The following is a 17,952-nucleotide window of genomic DNA, read 5'->3' on the forward strand; positions in this document are numbered from 1 at the left end:
GTTGCTCGCTCAATCTAACTGAAAGAATCAGCCCAATCCACAAGAGCTTTCTATCCCGTAGCAACATGCCTATGCAATATAACGACCCGCTAAACCGCGCCGCCATTTGCGCTTCTGCGAAGCGGCTGTTCGCTTTCCGGCTTCGGGTTCGGCGGCTTGTTAGCAACAGATTTAACCACAACTTCTTTTGACGGAACCGCAAGATAGTTGTCTTGATCACTCATTGTCGCCAATAACGTGTTTGTGCCGATACCGTGAAACAAAACAGCCATACCGGTGAACTTACAGAATTTCTCGCTTTCACTTTGCTTTGCTTTTGCAAAGTACACAGTAGCAATTTCGCAATATGGCTGCTTTACGTACACTTCGGCTTCATCAATCCTGAGGTGACTCAACCGAATCGCACCATTTATAAACGGCTCTGAAATTAAGCCAAGGATTATCGGCCATAAGATTATGATCCATACAAATAAGGCTCGCAGCACCTTTAAGCGTTTCAATCTCGCTTCCGACTCAATTCTTTTCTCTCCTCCTACTATCTCAACAAAGTTCTTTAACCGTTCGCCTTCTGAAGCCAGCTTGCGGTCCATGATTACGTACCCACCGACCAGGAAGAGCAAGATAAGGACCGGCACTGCAAGCCAAATAGCACTTGGGCCTTTATCTTTCCAATACATCGCTATGTATAAGACGCCGATCAGGGCAAATATTAATGTAGGTAGCAGCGGAATAAATCCGCAAATCACAGTAATATGGTGCCACACAGAGGCAGCCCGGTCTTTAAGAACAAAACCAAGCAACGCTCCGATTAAATGTAAAATTAGCTTTCCGACAGAGAACAAGGATAGGCTTATCAGCGCAAAAAGGAACCCATACATAAGAGCGACAATAACGAAACTCAGTGTATCGCCTACCGTCATCCCTTGCGGAAAATATCCGATTTTAAAGCAGTAAGAAAGCACAATTACTGCGCCTAATGGGCCGCCCACCTCCAGAAATCGCTTCACTGAATCCGCTAACTCTTTTCCAAGTTCGTTACTCAAATGGATTCCTTTTACCTTGCCCCGGACTTGCTAACGCCAGCCGTAACCGGCGCATTTGCAGTGAGCGCAGCGAACGAAAAATGCGTCCGAGTTGACGGCCTTGTTAGCTACATTTCCCATATTTCCCCTTTCCAGAGCTGTTCGTTAATATCAGGAGGGTTGGCCTTTACTTTTGGATGATTGGCTAGTATTTGCCGTAATGTACGAACCGCTCCGTATGCATCTAGAATCAGTTGTCGTTGATCCTTTATGTACTTTTGATCAAAAACATCTTCTTGAAAATTATGAGCGGGCTTCTGCCGTAACTTTCGAACTTTTCTGAAGGCCGCTTTCATTTCCTTAATCGGCCCATCATCTTGTGGCCGAAAGTAACGATCAATCCATTCCTCAAGAATTGCTATTGTCCCTTTTTTACGGACCTCAATCTTTCCGTCATCTCTTACATGATCATATTTGTCCACAATTTCACCCGCGAAAAACTTTTTATTGATATTGTCTGACATCATCTGATCTAGAAGTAGTACGAACGAATTAAAAGCAGAAAGTGTTGGCCGAATGAGGAAGGCGAACTCCTTAGGCCTTGCTCCAGAGTAATCTTTCCTAAATAGGTTCTCCGCCTTAATCTTATTGGCCATATCGTTGATAACTGACAACTCCATGACGAATGCTTCGCAGATTGGCAAGCGCTCGCCCCAGCCACCAACTATGTTGTTTCTGTAGTAATCTGGGTGCATCTTAAAATCACCATCAAGCAGTTCTTTCGCCGCCCAGATTTGTTGATGTTCCTTGCTTAAGGTAGAGATGTACCAGAGCAACGAAACGACGCAACGCTCATATGAATCATTAAACCCAAACCCAAACGTTTCGAGTAGAACCTTATCTCGTACGTCAACTTCGTTTGATTCGTAATGTTCATCTTTTATACATATCTGGCCATTGATGTCATCAGCCCAATAATAATATCGAGGGTCGTTCCGGTATTGCTCCAAGACCGAAATATCAAAATAAACACCATCTAATTGCCCTCCACCTAAAGCAACCCGCTTGGTGTAAGGCCGCCCCTCATAATCGCTATCTTTTACAGCCTCTTCTAAAAGAGGTGTCCCAGGGTACAAACAACAATCATCGGCATTGGAGTCAAATTCCTCTATCTGCCGTTCTACAGGGACATGGGAGAATGGCTTGATATGCGGATTAGGGAAAATTCCTGGGCCAACGATTTCGAGTTTTCCCTCTTCAATGTGCCACCGAATTACATATCGATCCCATGGATCATCAATAGGAGTTCCGTTGAAGCGGTCTGATTGCAGATAGTGACCAACGATTGTCTTGCAGATTTCATCCATAGGTGTCTGGTTTAAGTAGCTAGGGTCAGATAAGGAGCGCCTAAGCGCCTGCTTGATCTGATTGATGGTGTTACGTTTGATACCGTATATCGTTTTGACATGCTCAAGCTCCTTATCTGACCCGATGGTTCCGCGAAGCGGAGCGTCCCTTGGAGCCCATTGTTATGCTATTTTCTTTCAAAATATTCACAGTCTTTTGGGTAAAGACTTCTGTTTGAAGGAGTTGTTTCAAAATAATCACTCCATGTATCAGCTGCTTCACATGCAATTTCACATGGCAGTAACTCCTCATCTGGCATTTCTTCAGAGCGCCAAAGCCCAGAAATAGTGTCTTCAAACTTTTTTGATTTTTTATGGTGTTTGCAATTCTTGCACCATACGACTTCTTTTGCTTCTTTAGACTCTTTCAGGGGAAAAACAAAATCAATTGGAAACGCTACTATCAAGGTTATTGGAATAATAAGAATGCTCGCTATAGGCAAGATAATTGGTGCCCCAAATACCAATATGGCTCCAACCACAATGACCTGCAAAATAGTTGAATCAATATAATTGCCGGTTAATGTTATTGCTCCCCAGAAAAAAATCGTTAATACGGATAATTGCGTGAGTACACCTAATAACCCGGACGCAATAGCTCTACCTAATTGTCCATTTGAGTAAAAGGCATCTATGAAGGGACGAGAGAACCAGCTTATGGCAACCATAAACGCTCCGCCAACGGTCGGTCGCATTGCCCAGCCGGGACGATTTATTGGCGACTCACCAAGATCCTTCATTACTTGGGATATCCCTGAAAGCACGAATGCCAAAAGAAGGCTAATTATAATGGTTTCCATTTTTTATCACCTTGGTGTTTTAAAGCATAACAATGAGTTAAATAGTTAATCGCATATCTACCTGAAAATGCATTTCTATACGATAGTTTATTGATTAGCATATGATTTTTCTTTTCTGTATATCATCGGTGATAAGTAATAAAGGCCGGTCATGATCAACTTTCAGCCATTGAAACAGATGGAGCGATAGATCGCAAGGGCTCATCAACTACCGATCAGACGTTCTAGTTTCCAATGACTGCTGCCCAATGATATTACTTGATTGGCTTGTTAACCGTACCGAAACCTGATGCGCGCCAAATTCGAAAACTCGGGAAAAATAGCCGACTTGACCAGGATGCAATGAAATCCAGGGAATGAAGGTTATCAAATCCCTAGCGCGTGGGTCGCATGTCGGGCGACACCCACTTTTAACGCGAACAGCGCCATAAATAGCGCCATGGTCTTGAAATGTTGGGTTGGCTAACGTCAACCACAACCTACCCGGTGCATAACCTTTGTTTGGTTGTTCCGCTGAACGCTGTACATTTTCCTTTTTTAGAAAAGCGCCTTCGAATGCGATATGTGCCGTTCCTGCAGAGCCTTAATGCTGAGCAGGAACGGTCGTTGGGTTTCGATTGCTTGACCTTTTACCTGATTGAATTATTAATCACGATGGTTTTGAGGTCGGTCCCTGCATCGCCTTTAACTTCAATCATTCCAAATGGCTCGCCGCTTTGAGGCGTTGCGCCGCCTGCCGCACTGATGCGAGCAGTGATTTTGATATGATCGACTGACGATATCGTCATGGTCGGCATCATTGCCTGGCTGTCATCCAACGTGACTTGAATCGGTAAATCTTTGACCTGGTGTTTCACAATGGCCAATGGCGCTTTAGGTCCTGTTGCGGCCTGGGCATAGATGAACAAGGTGTCTTCGGGATTCACTTTGTCTTTGAAGCTGTCATCCAGCGTCACTTTAACCGAAACACTGCGGCTTGCCGGTTTAACATCGGAACCCGGCACAACTGACGGCGCTTCTGCCTGCACAGGCGGCTTACCCAACCGGGCATTGGCTTGATTGATCAGCTTCACTACTTCCTGGTATCCGTTTTGTTCCGGCGAATAACCTTTCAGCAGTTCCTGCCAGCTATCCACCGCCTTTTGAAATTGATCGTTCTCGGCATAGGCCATCCCCATCAACCACAAGCCCATTTGATTACCGGGCTCCAACACTAACGCTTTTTCAACCAATGCAGTGGGTTCGCCTTTCAACGTTCCGCCATTCGCCATCGCCAGGGCATCTGCCATTTGCAATAATACATCGGGTTGATCGCCAACCAGCGCATAGGCTTTTCTCATGGCGTTAGCCGCATCCTGATAGCGCTCCAATACTTTATAAGAGCGGCTCAACATCATCCAGCCTTCGACATCGTTGGGTTCCTTATCCATTTTGGCCGCCAATTTGTCGACCATGGACTTGATGTCTTCCAGCTTGGCAGCATGACTGGCTTCTGGCGGAGACGCCAAAGCATTCAAGGCATCTTTGTCGAAGACACGTAAATCGCCGAGCACGGTGTACAAGGAAAACGAGACCAGAGGTACCGCAAATAGCAACGGAATAGCCAGCCAGCGCCCGCTTTTTGCCGAAACTTTGGCGGATTGCTTGCCATCCAGATCGAGATAAAGCCCGACTTCAAGTTCCCGTTTTGCCTGATCAAATTGCTGTTGATTCAGTATTCCGGCAGCAAAATCGTCCTCAACGTCTTTTAACTTCTTTTTGGCCAGCTCTATATTGGCTTGATCATCGCCTTTGAATTCCAGTTCCCGGGTCAACAAAAGAGGGATCAAAATCAGACATAAGGCCACCAGCAGCAGCAAAGCTGCAAAAATTCCAAATTGAATCATTGATTGTCGCTCTTTTTTAACAAGTCTCTAATCCGCTGCAAATCTGCATCGCTGGGTTGTTGATCGTTTTGACGGCGGCGTTTAAGTAAAAACCAAAAACCCAATAGCCCTGCAGTTACCGTCAATACCGGCGCCAGCCATAAAATCATGGTTTTGGGATTGAGCGGCGGACGGTACAAAACAAAATCACCGTAGCGATCAATCATGAATTGGACAATTTGATCGTCGGATTGGCCGGCATTTATCATTTCATAAACCTTTCGCCGTAAATCCTGTGCCAGCTCGGCGTGAGAGTCGGCAATATTCTGATTTTGACAAACCAGACAACGCAGTTCTTCGGTGAGCGCCCGGTAACGTTGCTCATGAGCAGGATCCTGAAATTCATAGATCTCAATGGTCGCCTGGGCCCATTGACTAAATAGCAGCACCACTAAAAAAAGGATTTTCATTACCCCGCCTCTCCATTAAGTATTTGCAGCAAAGGCATGATCTCGGTTTGCAGATTATTCGGATCGACAGGCCCTGTCAGCTTAAACCGCACCAAGCCTTTTTTATCGATGACAAACGTTTCCGGCACACCGTAAACACCCCAATCCAGCCCGGCCATACCTTCTGTATCCATCACACTGATAGTGTAAGGGTTACCTAATTGAGCTAACCATTGACGGGCATCGGCAGGCTCGTCTTTATAGTTAAGACCGATAATTTCAACCTGACCGGTGCGGGCAAACTCGTTGAGCACCGGATGTTCGGCGCGGCAAGACACACACCAGGAAGCCCAGACATTCAAAAGCCAGACTTTGCCCTTCATTTGTTCAGGCGAAAAGGTTTGATCGGGAGCATGCAGCTGTGCCAGCTGAAAATGGGGAACGGGCTTGCCGATTAAAGGCGACGGCACTTCCCTTGGGTTCAGTTTCAGGCCTATACCTAAAAAAATCACCAACACGAAAAAAATACCTAACGGAATAAGAAAGCGCATTATGCCTCTCCTGTTCTTACCGGGATTCGATAGCGTTTATCCATAGCGCCGATCAAGCCGCCGAAAGCCATGAATAATCCGCCCATCCAGATCCAGCGGATATACGGTTTGTAATAAACGCGAACAGCCCAGGCCCCGGCTCTGTCCAGAGGTTCACCCAAAGCCACAAATAAATCACGGGTAACGCCGGCATCAATACCGGCTTCCGTCATAGGCATGCCTGACGCCCTATAAATCCGTTTTTCAGGATAAAGCTCACTCACGGCTTTACCCTCCTTTGAAATCGTTACCCGGCCTTCACTCGCATCATAGTTAGGACCGGCTTTACTTTGAACGCCGTGAAACAGAAAATCATAACCCGCCAAACTCACTGATTCACCCGATGTCAGCCTGATGTCCTTCTCTACCGAGTAATTCGAAGTTAAGGTGATGCCGACAATAAAAACACCAATACCGACATGCGCAACGGTCATTGCCCAAACGCTGGCCGGAATCTGAAAAAAAGCGGCTAATTTGTCGCTCTTGTTACGTAAGCGGGCTTGAATGGCCATACCCGATGAAACAACGGTCCATACCGCTAACGTCAGGCCGATCAAAGCGCCCCAGCTGAATGATTCTTGTAAAAAAGCCAGGATAAGGCCCGCAAACGCACAGCAGGCAAACGGTAAAGCGACTAACGTTGCCAGACGCGCCAGATTATCCTGCCGCCAGCGGGCCAAAATACCAACACCCACGAATGCCGCCAAGGGAGCCGTTATAGGAATGAATACGCTGTTGAAATAAGGAGGACCCACTGAAATTTTGCCCATACCCAATGCATCGATGACCAGGGGATACAAGGTGCCCAATAAAATGGTCGCAGCGGCCGCAACCAGCAATACATTGTTGATGAGCAGGAAAGCGTCTTTCGAAATAAGATCAAAACTGCCCTCACTTTTAATTTTGGGCGCTCTGATCGCAAACAAGGTGAGTGAACCACCGACGACAATGCCCAGAAAAACCAGGATAAATATGCCTCGGGTCGGATCGCTGGCGAACGCATGAACGGAGGTCAAGACACCGGAACGGACCAGGAATGTGCCTAATAAACTCAATGAAAAGGCAAAGACGGACAGTAAAATGGTCCAGCTTTTAAACATGCCTCGCTTTTCTGTTGCGGCCAATGAATGAATCAACGCGGTACCGACCAGCCACGGCATGAATGAGGCATTTTCGACCGGATCCCAGAACCACCAACCGCCCCAACCCAGTTCGTAATAAGCCCACCAACTGCCCAAGACAATACCGGTTGTCAAAAACATCCAGGCCATATTGGTCCACGGCCGGGTCCAGCGGGCCCAGGCGGTGTCCAGTTTGCCGTTCATTAACGCGGCGATAGCAAAAGCGAAGGCTACTGAAAAACCGACATACCCCATGTAAAGCATAGGCGGATGTATCGCCATACCGGGGTCTTGCAGCAACGGATTTAAATCCCGGCCGTCGAGTGGAATCGGAAATTGCCTCAAAAACGGATTAGACGTAAACAATACAAAGGTTAAAAACCCGATATTGACAATGCCTAAAACGCCTAAAACCCGGCCGATTAATTCAACAGGCAAGGTTTTACTGAACAGGGCAACGGCCGCTGTCCAAAGCGAAAGAATCAATATCCACAACAGTAAGGAGCCTTCATGAGAGCCCCATACAGCGGCAATCCGGTATACATAAGGCAATTGACTGTTGGAGTTGGCCGCAACATAGGCGACAGAAAAATCATGTGTGACAAAGGCATAGGTCAAACAGTAATAAGCCAGTGCGACAAACAGTAACTGACCGCAGGCAACCGGCCGGGCAACTGCAATCCAGCTGGCGATGCGGCATTGAACACCGATGATAGGAACAAAGGCCAATATCAGCGCCATGGATAAGGCCAAAATCAGTGAGAAATGCCCAATTTCAGGAACGATCATTGGGCATTCTCCTTTTTATAGGGTTTCTTCATGCTGCCTTCAACTTCAGGCGGCATGTAGTTTTCATCGTGTTTAGCCAACACTTCCTGGGCAACAAAAACGCCGTTGGCACCCAGCTTGCCGTTCGCAACAATGCCCTGCCCTTCTCTGAACAGATCGGGCAAAATCCCGGTGTATTCAACTTCAACCTGTTTCGCCATATCGGTCAGGGTAAACTTGACCGTCATGCCGTCTCCGGGACGCTGGACGCTGCCATCCACGACCATGCCGCCGAGTCTGAACAAATGGTCTTTAGGCGCCTTACCGTCAATCACATCGGATGTGGAGTAAAAATACATCAGATTTTCATTGAAGGCTTTCAGGCCAAACCAGGCACCAACAGCCACGCCGCTGACCATCAATAAAATAAGGTATAAACGTTTTCTACGAATGGGTTTCATGATTTTGAGACTCTTTGATTACGTTGACGCTTGAGGACCAGCTCACGCAAGATTTTTTTTTGCAGCATCAAAGGCTTGATTACGCCGATCATCAGCACCAAAAAACCGATACCGTAGGAAGTCCACACATAAAAGGCGTAGCCGCCCATATGCCAGAAATCGCTCATAGTTTCTCCAATATTTCATCAACCCAGCGGTTGTTCTGTTCACGTTGCAGCAATTCATTGCGGCAACGCATTAATAATGCAATCCCATAGTAAACCTTAAACGCAACGGCCATCACCAATAAGGGAATCAACATATCGGGATGAATAGACGGCTTATCAAATTTCGTTACCGTCGCACCTTGATGCAGTGTATTCCACCATTCAACCGAATAATGAATGATGGGAATATTGACCACTCCGACCAGGGCCAAAATAGCCACCGCCCGCGCCGCCGTTCTTTTATCTTCAATCGCCCCATAAAGACCGATCACGCCTAGATACAAAAACAGCAGGATAAGTTCCGAAGTCAGTCTGGCATCCCAAACCCACCAGGTGCCCCACATCGGTTTACCCCACAGCGAGCCGGTAATCAGCGCTAAAAATGTAAAAGCCGCGCCTATGGAAGCACTGCTGATCGACACAATTTCGGCCAGCTTGATATGCCAGATCAAACCGATAGCACCGCTGATTGCCATGACCACGTAAACAAATAGCGACATCCAGGCGCTGGGCACATGAATGTAAATGATGCGAAAACTGTCGCCTTGCTGATAATCGGCGGGAGCGAGGACTAAACCGCCATAAAGGCCATAGGCAAGCAAGATGATCAACAATGCTGTCAACCAGGGCAACATCTTGCCGCTCAACCAATAAAAGTAAGGCGGCGAAGAAAATTTATGCAGGAATCTCATTATCATAATAATTAACTCAAACTCATTTTTAATGCGGCCGCAGTCGGCCATGGCGTCAAAGTAATAGCCAGAAACAACATGGCAGACATCATATACAGTTGTCCGGAAACCGGAAAACCGGCCATAGCTGCATCAACGGCGTTACTGGCAAAAATCAAAACCGGCACATACAAGGGGAGAACCAGAATGGCCAGCAATACGCCGCCCTTTCGAAGCCCCACAGTCAAAGCAACGGCTATCGCGCCGATCAAACTTAAAACCGGCGTACCCAGCAATAAGGTCAGTAATAAAATTTTGATGGCATCAGTTTCCATGTTGAACATCATCGCCAACAGCGGCGCTACCAAAGAAAGCGGTGCGCCGGATAATAACCAGTGCGCGGTAACCTTACCCAATACCAGCACTGACAGCGGGTGCGGCGACATCACCATCAGCTCCAGGCTGCCGTCTTCAAAATCCGAGCGGAATAAGGAATCCATGGTCAGCAATGATGCCAGCAACGCAGCAACCCAGATCACGCCGGGGGCAATGCGTTTCAACAGCTCGACTTCAGCCCCCACACCCAGCGGAAACAATGTCACGACCAACACGAAAAAAGCCAGCGGATTGATAAGCTCGGCCCTGTGGCGATAAGCCAATAGCAAATCGCGGCGCACAATCGCGACAAACGCGTTTAAAGTGGAGGAATCGGTCATGGTTATAATTCTATTTTCTGAACGATTTCGGCGGGCAAACCGGTATCGTGATGAGACGTCATGACAACCAGACCATTATCGGCAACATGGGATTGAATGAATTGCTCAAAGGTGGCGATACTTTTTTTATCCAGAGAAGTAAACGGTTCGTCGAGTATCCATAAACTTTTTTTCATGCAGAGTAAGCGGGCCAAAGCCAGTCGGCGGCGTTGACCCGCCGATAAATACCGGACCGGCGTATCCTGATACCCCATCAAACCGACTTTTTCCAATGCTTGATCTATCGTCAGCGTGGATTCTCCAAACGCTCTGGCATAACGCAAATTCTCTTCGACACTCAGGTCATCTTTCAAGCCGTTACCATGACTGACATAGGCAATATGCTGATAAAAAGCCGAGTCCAGCTCTTCAAGTGATGACCCGCACCAGAAAAGCTCACCCTCATCGGGCAGGCGTAAACCGGTTAAAATTCTCAGTAACGATGTTTTGCCGCTGCCATTGGGGCCTTCAATCAACAAAACCTGTCCTCCGGTGACCCGAAAATCCAAATCGGCAAACAAGACCCGATCATCTCTAACACAAGAGAGTTGGCGGGCTTCAAAGACAATTGAATTGGATTTCATATTCTAAGACAGGGATCAATCAGCTGGTAACGAGTCTAAACCTGCTGAATTAATCGTTAATGAACAACAGGGGCGGGAAGTATAACTTAAAACAAACGGTAAAGGGATATTGTAACAACCTGAGAACAGGGCAAACACATGATCCCAAAAGGCTTGGTAAGCGAGCATAGAAGACCAGTGACACAGCGCAAAGTTCCCGCATCGAAGCAAGGCTTTTTCAAGAAACCGGCAAACTGACACGGGCAAACTTAAAGGTACTTTATGGGTTTAATGATCCGGCACCCAGAAACTTTGGCTATGGCAATCCTTGGCAAAACAGAGTTATGCGGCTCTGGAGGACATAACAAGTGTTCTACCGTGTATCTGCTCTCCCCCAGTAATTTTATTGGGTGTAGGTGGTTGATTGAAATCAATCACCTATACCCCCTCAATTCGAAGCGAGCGAGCGTTATCCCGTGTTTACTCAACAAGCTCTGCTTTTTCAATCACGATATCCGTTTTGGGCACGTCCTGATGCATGCCTTTATTGCCGGTAGGTTGCGTGGCCATGGCTTCAACGACGTCCATACCTTCGATGACTTCACCGAACACGGCATAACCCCAGCCATTTTGTGTCGGGCTTGAATAGTCCAGAAATGAGTTATCTTTCAGGTTGATAAAAAATTGCGCGGTAGCAGAATGAGGATCTGACGTTCTAGCCATGGCTAACGTGCCTTTTTTATTCAAAAGTCCGTTATCGGCCTCATTTTTAATCGGTGCATGGGTGGTTTTCTGCTCAAACGCTGCATCGAAACCGCCGCCCTGGGCCATAAAGCTTGGAATTACGCGATGAAAAATCGTTCCGTTGTAAAAACCTTCTTTGACGTATGCCAGGAAATTCTCAGATGAAACCGGCGCTTTTTCTGTATTCAATTGAATGGTGATTTCGCCAAGCGTGGTTGTTAATTTAACTTTGGACTGGGTTTGAGACATCTGTTTTTCCTGTGCAAAAGGGGTTGATGTGATAGAAAGAAGCAACGCAAAAGCGAGTAATATACGCATTTTTTTCCTTCAAATTAGGATGATAAACGGGCGATTCTATGTGTTTTTAGCTTGAAAGAGAAGTAGCCGCTTGGTAAATTGCTTGGATTTACAGCCTGAAACCTGTCATTAAAGCCTGAATATCGGTAACTCCGATGACCCAAAAAGCGGGTGGTTCAATTATTTTGTATCGACCCAAGGCCTTGAAACACTTAAACTGCTTTAAAATTTCGGCCAGGACTGCACCTCTAACTCAATCACGCTCATGATAAAAATTCACAACACGCTCACACGTCAAAAAGAAGAATTCAAACCTCGTGAACCCGGAAAAGTCGGCATGTACGTCTGCGGCATGACGGTTTATGACTATTGCCATGTCGGTCATGCCAGAGTGATGGTGGTTTTTGACACGGTAGCCCGCTACCTTCGTCACAGCGGGTATGAATTGACTTATGTAAGAAACATCACCGACATTGACGACAAAATCATTAAACGTGCCCAGGAAAACAATGAGGACTTTGCCGAACTGACCCAGCGTTACATTGACGCGATGCATGAGGATGAACTCGCTCTTTCTGTACTTCCGCCCGACCATGAACCCCGCGCCACTCAATCCATTAGCGACATTATCGCCATGATTGAAAAACTGCTGGACAAGGGTTTGGCCTATGTCGGACAGAATGGCGATGTATTTTATTCGGTTGCCAAATTCGAAAATTACGGTCAATTATCGGGTAAAAACCTGGCCGATCTCCAGGCCGGGGAACGAGTTGACGTTGATGCAGCCAAACAGGATCCGCTGGACTTTGTCTTATGGAAAATGGCAAAACCCACCGAACCCGCATGGCCCTCGCCTTGGGGATTGGGAAGACCCGGATGGCACATTGAATGTTCGGCCATGTCGACCTGCTGCCTGGGTAACCATTTTGATATTCACGGCGGAGGCATGGACCTGCAGTTCCCGCATCATGAAAACGAAATCGCACAATCCGAAGGCGCTACCGGTGAAAAATTTGTTAATTACTGGATGCATAACGGCTTTGTCCGTATCAATGAAGAAAAAATGTCCAAATCCCTGGGCAACTTTTTTACCGTCAAAGAAGTGCTGAAAAGCTATCGGCCGGAAGTGATTCGTTTTTTTATTCTTTCCAGTCATTACCGCAGTCCGTTGAACTATTCGGATGAACATCTGGATGAAGCGGGAACGGCTTTGACCCGGATCTATAATGCTTTACGCGGCGTTGACGCCACAGAAACAGATCTGCTGGAAACGTATCAGCATCGATTTGAACAAGCCATGGATGATGATTTCAATACGCCTGTAGCCTTGGCCGTTTTATTCGATCTGGCCCGGGAACTGAATAAAGCCAAAGATGCCGATCTACAGCAAGCGAAAGCCCTGGCATCTACGCTCAAGGCTCTGGGTGGAATCCTGGGCATTCTCTCGGACGATCCGGAAGCTTTTCTGCAACAAACTGACGGCAACGCTCAAGACCAGCTCTCTCCTGCCGTAATTGAAGAAAAAATCCAAGCCAGAATTGATGCAAAGAAGAACAAGAACTGGGCAATCGCTGACCAGATTCGTGATGAATTAAAACAGCAGGGTGTTATTCTGGAAGATGCGCCAGGCGGCATAACCACATGGCGCCGAGAATAGACACTGGCGTTTAAATGAAATATTGATTCAATTGATTACAATCCACTTTTACCCATGACAGAAATTAAAGACAAATCGCTTCACTTATTTCTTGATGAACTGGCCAGTAAAGCGCCTACACCGGGTGGAGGCAGCGCTGCGGCCTTCATGGGTGCTCAATCGGCAGCCCTGACCAGCATGGTGTGTAACTTAACGTTGGGAAAACTAAAGTACGCAGCCGTTGAAACCGACATGCAACAATTACTGGAACAGTCCGAAGCACTCAGGCTGCAACTGACCGGCATGATAAAAGCCGATGTTGAAGTCTTTGACCGGTTAATGGCAGCGTATGGCCTGCCCAAGGAAAGTGAAGAACAAAAAGCGACTAGAAGCGAAACCATTCAAACGCAATTAAAAGAAGCCACGTTAGTCCCTATGGCTTGCGCCCGGGCCTGCGCCTCGGCGATCAAGCTTAGCCGTATTGCAGCAGAAAAGGGTAATCTGGGTGTAATCAGCGATGCCGGCGTCGCGGCCATGGCGGGTTATGCCGGCCTGAAAAGCGCGGCACTCAATGTCTATATCAATGCAGGCAGCCTTAAGAACAAAGAATTTGCTGACGAAGCGCTAAATGAACTGGAAGAAATACTTACACTTTCAAGTACAGAGGCTGAAACTGTTTATCGCATTGTAAAAGAGAAACTTTAAGACAGATTATCAGCTCTTTTGTTGTGTATTTTGCTGTCAACGAAGTGTCAACATGATTACTCCTGTAAGATCGAAAAAACGTCTAATTTCCGGGCAGGACGCGGGGTATTTGGCAAGAATATCGGCAGCATCGCTGCTGCCGTCTAGCCCCATGAATGGCTTCATGTCGGTATTCGACAGGCACATACTGCATCTTTGACAAGGCCATGTCGCGTTAGTAGTTGAAAGCTCTTCAACGCCGTCATACCGGCCTCGATTGCCGTAATTCAGGTCACAAGGAGGTGAAAATCCAACGCCATCCATGGCTTCTTGAAGCCGGTAATCCGTGCCCGGAAGACACCCTCTCTTACCGTAAACAAAACCTTTAACACTGCCTAAAATAACCTAAAATATTTGTTGACGTAACTAATCGAGATCGCTAATATATGCAGCTCTTCAGGGGTGCTTAGCTAGCTAAGCCAAAGCAGATTTTGAAGGTATTCGGGGTATAGCGCAGTCTGGTAGCGCGCCTGCTTTGGGAGCAGGATGTCGGGGGTTCGAATCCCTCTACCCCGACCACACTGCGCTTGTAGCTCAGCTGGATAGAGCATCGGCCTTCTAAGCCGAGGGTCGCAGGTTCGAGTCCTGCCAAGCGTACCATTTCTTGCAGAAACTCCCTCATTAGATTCATTATGGTGAGCGTAGCTCAGTTGGTAGAGCCCCGGATTGTGATTCCGGTTGTCGCGGGTTCGAGCCCCGTCGCCCACCCCACCAAATCAATACTTCCGTTTTATCTATTCAAAGATAACTTTAACGCAAATTCATTTTCAACCTGCCAGTACACACCACTTTATCCCGCTGCTTAGTTCTCTGTCTTTTTATCCTAAGCAAGTCGAGCGAACACTTTTACACCCTTTAGCTTTTCAGCCTCAGTCCGAGAGATAATACTCAACCGTGGATACGACGCGTATCTTTTTGATATGGGGATTGTTGGTATCTCTTGGCTCTATGGAAAACTGGCCTTGTGATGCCTGCTTGATTTTACCTAACTGACTGCTTGAATCTTCTGCAAATTTTTGCGCTACTTCTCTGGCTTTGGTTGTTGCTTCCTGAATCATTTCTGGTTTGACTTGATTGAGCTGGGAATAAATATATTCGGTTTGACTTTGAAATCCCCCGGCACTAAATACTATGCCTTGTTTTCCCAAATTCCCTAGCCCGTTCATCAGCGATCTAATCAAACCGACATTAGTTGAATAGACGGTTACCGCCTGCTGAGCCGAAAATCTGAACTCGGCCCTGGTCGAATCACCATAACTTTGCGCGGATTTATCAGTAATCGCCGGGGTGGATACCGATATTTCGGCATCACTAATTCCGGCTTTGTTTAAATATTCCCGGATCTTTTGCGTACTACCCTCCAGTGAAACATAGAGCTTTTCCAGCTCGTTTCCGGCTTCAGTAAATTGAATCGGCCAAATGACAATGTCAGCCGGAAACTCTCGCTCAGAAAGTCCTTTAACGGTGACAGTGCGTTCGTACTCCTTAAATTTGATAGCGGCGTTTCCCAGCAAATAACCTAACGCTGACAAACCTAGAAAAATAAATAAGCCTAAAACCAATGCACTGGAACTTTTGATCTGATACATAGCAATGAACTCCACTCTTGGTTGATTACTGATGAATATGTTGCGCTACTTTATCTTAAAAATCATTTTTTTACGCAACCGCAAATGACATTTACCGTTTCAAAACAAGACAACGTGTTCATCGGAATTCCCACTTTTTTGCTAGTCGTAAGTATTCGTACGGATTTTTTTTTGCTTGTGTTTATGGTCCAATTCTAACCCAAGGGGATACCCTCGCATGGGTTGACAGACCAAGACCTTAAACCAGGAACATCGGGAATCAGGCGAGGAAAAGGCCGCTTTTTTACTATAGCGAGCCCCCCTGAGCAAAAGCGCATCAAGATTCTGATGCTTCTAATCCAGAGGAGGCAGGTTATGGACTCGTATTATGATTTATTTGAAATTGCCAACGTCATACATGATTTCTGGCTTATTGATGCCGAGTCTTATCAGAAAAAGTACCACACCAGCGAAGGCAAACCATTGACACCCGGCTTTTATATCGTGAACTGGCCTGAAACGATCCAGGATAGACGCTTTAACGAACACGCCGAGTTTCACGGCCCGTTCAATTCACGAAAGGAAGCCCAGGCATCACTTGAATGGATGGACAAGGTCTACCGCAACTTTCTCAATCGCATTTCGGCCAACCATCTTCGCTGCAGATCGCAACTTCAGGATATGGTTACACAGTAAGCCCAAGCACTCAGCCATGCCTTGTTTTGCCTGACTGAGTGCTTCACCACCATTCTATATGGAAAAACGTTTGGTCTTTTCTATCGCTTTCCGCCCAATAAAGAACCCATTAAACCGCGAACAATTTGGCGGCCTAACTGCGACCCTATCGTCCGGACAGCACTCTTGACCAGAGCTTCTCCGGCACTTTGCCGGTTAGATGACGCCGAACGCGGAGCAGACACTTTGGCCGTATCGCGTCTGACTTGATCTTGAAAATCCTGCTGTTCGGCTTTTTGTTTTAACAGCTCATAAGCCGACTCACGATCGACTTCCTGATCGTATCGCCCTTTGTAAGGCGACCGGCCAATCAATTCAACCCGTTGTTCAGGTGTGAGAGGGCCGATTTGCGATTCGGGCGGCTTAATCAAAATACGCTCGACGGGCGTTGGACTCCCGTCTTTATTCAATACCGAAACCAGCGCTTCTCCGGTTTTTAACTCCTGTAAAGCAGTTTCGACGTCAATCGCAGGATTCGCTCTGAACGTTTCCGAAACACTTTTAAGCACCTTCCGGTCAGCCGGAGTAAATGCCCTGATCGCATGTTGAACTTTCAAACCCATCTGACCCAGTATAGGACCCGGAATATCCAATGGACTTTGGCTGATAAAATAGACGCCGACACCTTTGGAACGAATTAGTCTGACGATTTGCTCTATTTTATCAACAAGCACCTTAGGCGCCTCTTTGAACAACAAATGCGCCTCATCAAAAAACAAGACCAATTTCGGCCGGTCGCCATCCCCCACTTCAGGCAGGGTTTCAAACAACTCGGATAACATCCACAACAGGAATGTCGCGTAGAGCCTGGGTGATTTATGGGCAAGTTCCGTTGCATCAAGAAGACTGATGACACCGTTGCCTGAGAAATCAGTTTTACAAAAATCATCGACTTGAACGGCCGGTTCTGCAAAGAAATGCTCCGCACCCTGCTCGGCCAATACTAAAAGCCGCCTTTGGATGGAACCAATGCTGGCAGGGGCTAAATTGCCGTATTCCCTGGAAAGTGAGGATGCATTTTCGCCCATCCACGTCAGCAATGATCTCAAATCTTTAAGATCCAATAACAACAAACCCTCATCATCGGCTATTTTGAAACAGCTGTAGATGACACCGGTTTGTGTTTCATTTAATTCCAGCAGATTGCTGAGCAGCAATGGCCCCAGATCTGATAATGTGGTTCTCACCGGATGACCGTTTTTTCCGAAAATATCCCAAAAAACGGTGGGATTACCTCGAAATTGAAAATCCTGTATACCCATCAAGGCCAATCGTTCGGTAATTTTGTCGTGAGCTTTGCCCGGATTGGCAATCCCCGACAAATCACCCTTGATATCGGCTAAAAAAACCGGAACACCGAGCTTTGAAAAACCCTCAGCCAGAACTTGCAAGGTCACTGTTTTGCCCGTACCTGTTGCGCCGGCAATAACACCGTGACGGTTCGCAATCGCTGCATCCATAATGAGCTGACTTCCCTGGGTGCCGCCGATAAATAATGTTTTCATAGCCTCTCTTTTCCTGTGATAAACTCGAATCATTGACAATGCTAAC

19 protein-coding genes and 3 tRNA genes are annotated in these 17,952 nt (G+C 46.9%); 6 read left to right on the plus strand and 16 right to left on the minus strand.

Annotated elements, in window-relative coordinates:
- Positions 1–89: 89 nt before the first annotated feature.
- The 13 genes from GO003_RS22590 to GO003_RS22650 form a co-directional block, all read right to left on the minus strand.
- Entirely contained in the window at positions 90–1,043 is a 954-nt protein-coding gene (locus GO003_RS22590; RefSeq protein WP_159652344.1) for a hypothetical protein, read from the minus strand.
- A gap of 107 nt (positions 1,044–1,150) precedes the next feature.
- On the minus strand, positions 1,151–2,389 hold the full coding sequence (locus tag GO003_RS22595) for an AAA family ATPase (RefSeq protein ID WP_159652346.1): 1,239 nt from the start codon (positions 2,387–2,389) through the stop codon (positions 1,151–1,153).
- 167 nt (positions 2,390–2,556) lie between these two features.
- The gene (locus GO003_RS22600) at positions 2,557–3,228 is read right to left on the minus strand and encodes a hypothetical protein (protein WP_159652348.1); all 672 of its coding nucleotides are present in this window, start codon (positions 3,226–3,228) and stop codon (positions 2,557–2,559) included.
- Positions 3,229–3,857: 629 nt separating this feature from the next.
- Complete coding sequence (gene ccmI / locus GO003_RS22605; protein WP_159652350.1) at positions 3,858–5,114, minus strand: c-type cytochrome biogenesis protein CcmI; 1,257 nt, start codon at positions 5,112–5,114, stop codon at positions 3,858–3,860.
- Positions 5,111–5,563, minus strand: coding sequence for a cytochrome c-type biogenesis protein (locus GO003_RS22610; RefSeq protein WP_159652352.1), 453 nt, complete (start codon positions 5,561–5,563; stop codon positions 5,111–5,113). Before GO003_RS22610 ends, ccmI begins: the two co-directional genes overlap by 4 nt.
- Positions 5,563–6,093 (minus strand): DsbE family thiol:disulfide interchange protein, encoded by a 531-nt coding sequence (locus tag GO003_RS22615; protein ID WP_269144448.1) that lies wholly within the window; start codon positions 6,091–6,093, stop codon positions 5,563–5,565. Before GO003_RS22615 ends, GO003_RS22610 begins: the two co-directional genes overlap by 1 nt.
- On the minus strand, positions 6,093–8,039 hold the full coding sequence (locus tag GO003_RS22620) for a heme lyase CcmF/NrfE family subunit (protein WP_159652418.1): 1,947 nt from the start codon (positions 8,037–8,039) through the stop codon (positions 6,093–6,095). Before GO003_RS22620 ends, GO003_RS22615 begins: the two co-directional genes overlap by 1 nt.
- Positions 8,039–8,482 carry a cytochrome c maturation protein CcmE gene (gene ccmE / locus GO003_RS22625; RefSeq protein ID WP_159652354.1) on the minus strand — a complete coding sequence of 148 codons (444 nt, stop codon included), beginning with the start codon at positions 8,480–8,482 and terminating at the stop codon, positions 8,039–8,041. Before ccmE ends, GO003_RS22620 begins: the two co-directional genes overlap by 1 nt.
- Positions 8,479–8,649 carry a heme exporter protein CcmD gene (gene ccmD, locus GO003_RS22630; RefSeq protein ID WP_159652356.1) on the minus strand — a complete coding sequence of 57 codons (171 nt, stop codon included), beginning with the start codon at positions 8,647–8,649 and terminating at the stop codon, positions 8,479–8,481. The genes ccmE and ccmD overlap by 4 nt, the downstream gene beginning before the upstream one ends.
- Positions 8,646–9,386, minus strand: a complete 741-nt coding sequence (locus GO003_RS22635; protein ID WP_269144450.1) for a heme ABC transporter permease — start codon at positions 9,384–9,386, stop codon at positions 8,646–8,648. The genes ccmD and GO003_RS22635 overlap by 4 nt, the downstream gene beginning before the upstream one ends.
- A gap of 5 nt (positions 9,387–9,391) precedes the next feature.
- A complete protein-coding gene (gene ccmB / locus GO003_RS22640; RefSeq protein ID WP_159652358.1) occupies positions 9,392–10,075 on the minus strand; it encodes a heme exporter protein CcmB in 684 nt (227 codons plus the stop codon).
- A 2-nt stretch (positions 10,076–10,077) separates the two neighbouring features.
- Positions 10,078–10,698 carry a cytochrome c biogenesis heme-transporting ATPase CcmA gene (gene ccmA, locus GO003_RS22645; protein WP_159652360.1) on the minus strand — a complete coding sequence of 207 codons (621 nt, stop codon included), beginning with the start codon at positions 10,696–10,698 and terminating at the stop codon, positions 10,078–10,080.
- A gap of 459 nt (positions 10,699–11,157) precedes the next feature.
- Positions 11,158–11,739, minus strand: coding sequence for a peptidylprolyl isomerase (locus GO003_RS22650; RefSeq protein WP_159652363.1), 582 nt, complete (start codon positions 11,737–11,739; stop codon positions 11,158–11,160).
- A 244-nt stretch (positions 11,740–11,983) separates the two neighbouring features.
- Here GO003_RS22650 and cysS point away from each other — a divergent pair, with 244 nt between their 5' ends.
- Both cysS and fchA read left to right on the plus strand, forming a co-directional pair.
- Positions 11,984–13,375, plus strand: coding sequence for a cysteine--tRNA ligase (gene cysS / locus GO003_RS22655; protein WP_159652365.1), 1,392 nt, complete (start codon positions 11,984–11,986; stop codon positions 13,373–13,375).
- Positions 13,376–13,429: 54 nt separating this feature from the next.
- Entirely contained in the window at positions 13,430–14,059 is a 630-nt protein-coding gene (gene fchA, locus GO003_RS22660; RefSeq protein WP_159652367.1) for a methenyltetrahydrofolate cyclohydrolase, read from the plus strand.
- Between the two features lie 36 nt (positions 14,060–14,095).
- On the opposite strand, the gene GO003_RS22665 is transcribed toward fchA, so the two are convergent.
- Positions 14,096–14,362 (minus strand): hypothetical protein, encoded by a 267-nt coding sequence (locus GO003_RS22665; RefSeq protein WP_159652369.1) that lies wholly within the window; start codon positions 14,360–14,362, stop codon positions 14,096–14,098.
- Positions 14,363–14,540: 178 nt separating this feature from the next.
- Here GO003_RS22665 and GO003_RS22670 point away from each other — a divergent pair.
- The 3 genes from GO003_RS22670 to GO003_RS22680 all read left to right on the plus strand — a co-directional run bounded on the left by GO003_RS22670 (position 14,541) and on the right by GO003_RS22680 (position 14,809).
- Positions 14,541–14,617: transfer RNA gene (locus GO003_RS22670), tRNA-Pro, on the plus strand.
- Between the two features lie 4 nt (positions 14,618–14,621).
- Positions 14,622–14,698: transfer RNA gene (locus GO003_RS22675), tRNA-Arg, on the plus strand.
- Positions 14,699–14,733: 35 nt separating this feature from the next.
- Positions 14,734–14,809 (plus strand) — tRNA-His (locus GO003_RS22680).
- Positions 14,810–14,967: 158 nt separating this feature from the next.
- Here the strand turns inward: GO003_RS22680 and GO003_RS22685 are convergent.
- Positions 14,968–15,687 carry an SIMPL domain-containing protein gene (locus GO003_RS22685; protein ID WP_159652371.1) on the minus strand — a complete coding sequence of 240 codons (720 nt, stop codon included), beginning with the start codon at positions 15,685–15,687 and terminating at the stop codon, positions 14,968–14,970.
- Between the two features lie 354 nt (positions 15,688–16,041).
- Here GO003_RS22685 and GO003_RS22690 point away from each other — a divergent pair, with 354 nt between their 5' ends.
- On the plus strand, positions 16,042–16,362 hold the full coding sequence (locus tag GO003_RS22690; RefSeq protein WP_159652373.1) for a hypothetical protein: 321 nt from the start codon (positions 16,042–16,044) through the stop codon (positions 16,360–16,362).
- An 80-nt stretch (positions 16,363–16,442) separates the two neighbouring features.
- Here the strand turns inward: GO003_RS22690 and GO003_RS22695 are convergent, their stop codons facing one another.
- Positions 16,443–17,906, minus strand: coding sequence for a helicase HerA-like domain-containing protein (locus tag GO003_RS22695; RefSeq protein ID WP_159652374.1), 1,464 nt, complete (start codon positions 17,904–17,906; stop codon positions 16,443–16,445).
- Between the last annotated feature and the right edge of the window lie 46 nt (positions 17,907–17,952).

The organism is Methylicorpusculum oleiharenae (genome assembly GCF_009828925.2).
GTDB classification, from domain to species: domain Bacteria; phylum Pseudomonadota; class Gammaproteobacteria; order Methylococcales; family Methylomonadaceae; genus Methylicorpusculum; species Methylicorpusculum oleiharenae.

Coding starts and splice junctions, on each gene's coding strand:
- GO003_RS22595 (WP_159652346.1), bottom strand. CDS start 2,389: ATGGATGAAATCTGCAAGACAATCGTTGGTCACTATCTGCAATCAGAC.
- GO003_RS22600 (WP_159652348.1), bottom strand. CDS start 3,228: ATGGAAACCATTATAATTAGCCTTCTTTTGGCATTCGTGCTTTCAGGG.
- ccmI (WP_159652350.1), bottom strand. CDS start 5,114: ATGATTCAATTTGGAATTTTTGCAGCTTTGCTGCTGCTGGTGGCCTTA.
- GO003_RS22610 (WP_159652352.1), bottom strand. CDS start 5,563: ATGAAAATCCTTTTTTTAGTGGTGCTGCTATTTAGTCAATGGGCCCAG.
- GO003_RS22615 (WP_269144448.1), bottom strand. CDS start 6,093: ATGCGCTTTCTTATTCCGTTAGGTATTTTTTTCGTGTTGGTGATTTTT.
- ccmE (WP_159652354.1), bottom strand. CDS start 8,482: ATGAAACCCATTCGTAGAAAACGTTTATACCTTATTTTATTGATGGTC.
- ccmD (WP_159652356.1), bottom strand. CDS start 8,649: ATGAGCGATTTCTGGCATATGGGCGGCTACGCCTTTTATGTGTGGACT.
- GO003_RS22635 (WP_269144450.1), bottom strand. CDS start 9,386: ATGATAATGAGATTCCTGCATAAATTTTCTTCGCCGCCTTACTTTTAT.
- ccmB (WP_159652358.1), bottom strand. CDS start 10,075: ATGACCGATTCCTCCACTTTAAACGCGTTTGTCGCGATTGTGCGCCGC.
- ccmA (WP_159652360.1), bottom strand. CDS start 10,698: ATGAAATCCAATTCAATTGTCTTTGAAGCCCGCCAACTCTCTTGTGTT.
- GO003_RS22650 (WP_159652363.1), bottom strand. CDS start 11,739: ATGCGTATATTACTCGCTTTTGCGTTGCTTCTTTCTATCACATCAACC.
- cysS (WP_159652365.1), top strand. CDS start 11,984: ATGATAAAAATTCACAACACGCTCACACGTCAAAAAGAAGAATTCAAA.
- fchA (WP_159652367.1), top strand. CDS start 13,430: ATGACAGAAATTAAAGACAAATCGCTTCACTTATTTCTTGATGAACTG.
- GO003_RS22665 (WP_159652369.1), bottom strand. CDS start 14,362: ATGGATGGCGTTGGATTTTCACCTCCTTGTGACCTGAATTACGGCAAT.
- GO003_RS22685 (WP_159652371.1), bottom strand. CDS start 15,687: ATGTATCAGATCAAAAGTTCCAGTGCATTGGTTTTAGGCTTATTTATT.
- GO003_RS22690 (WP_159652373.1), top strand. CDS start 16,042: ATGGACTCGTATTATGATTTATTTGAAATTGCCAACGTCATACATGAT.
- GO003_RS22695 (WP_159652374.1), bottom strand. CDS start 17,906: ATGAAAACATTATTTATCGGCGGCACCCAGGGAAGTCAGCTCATTATG.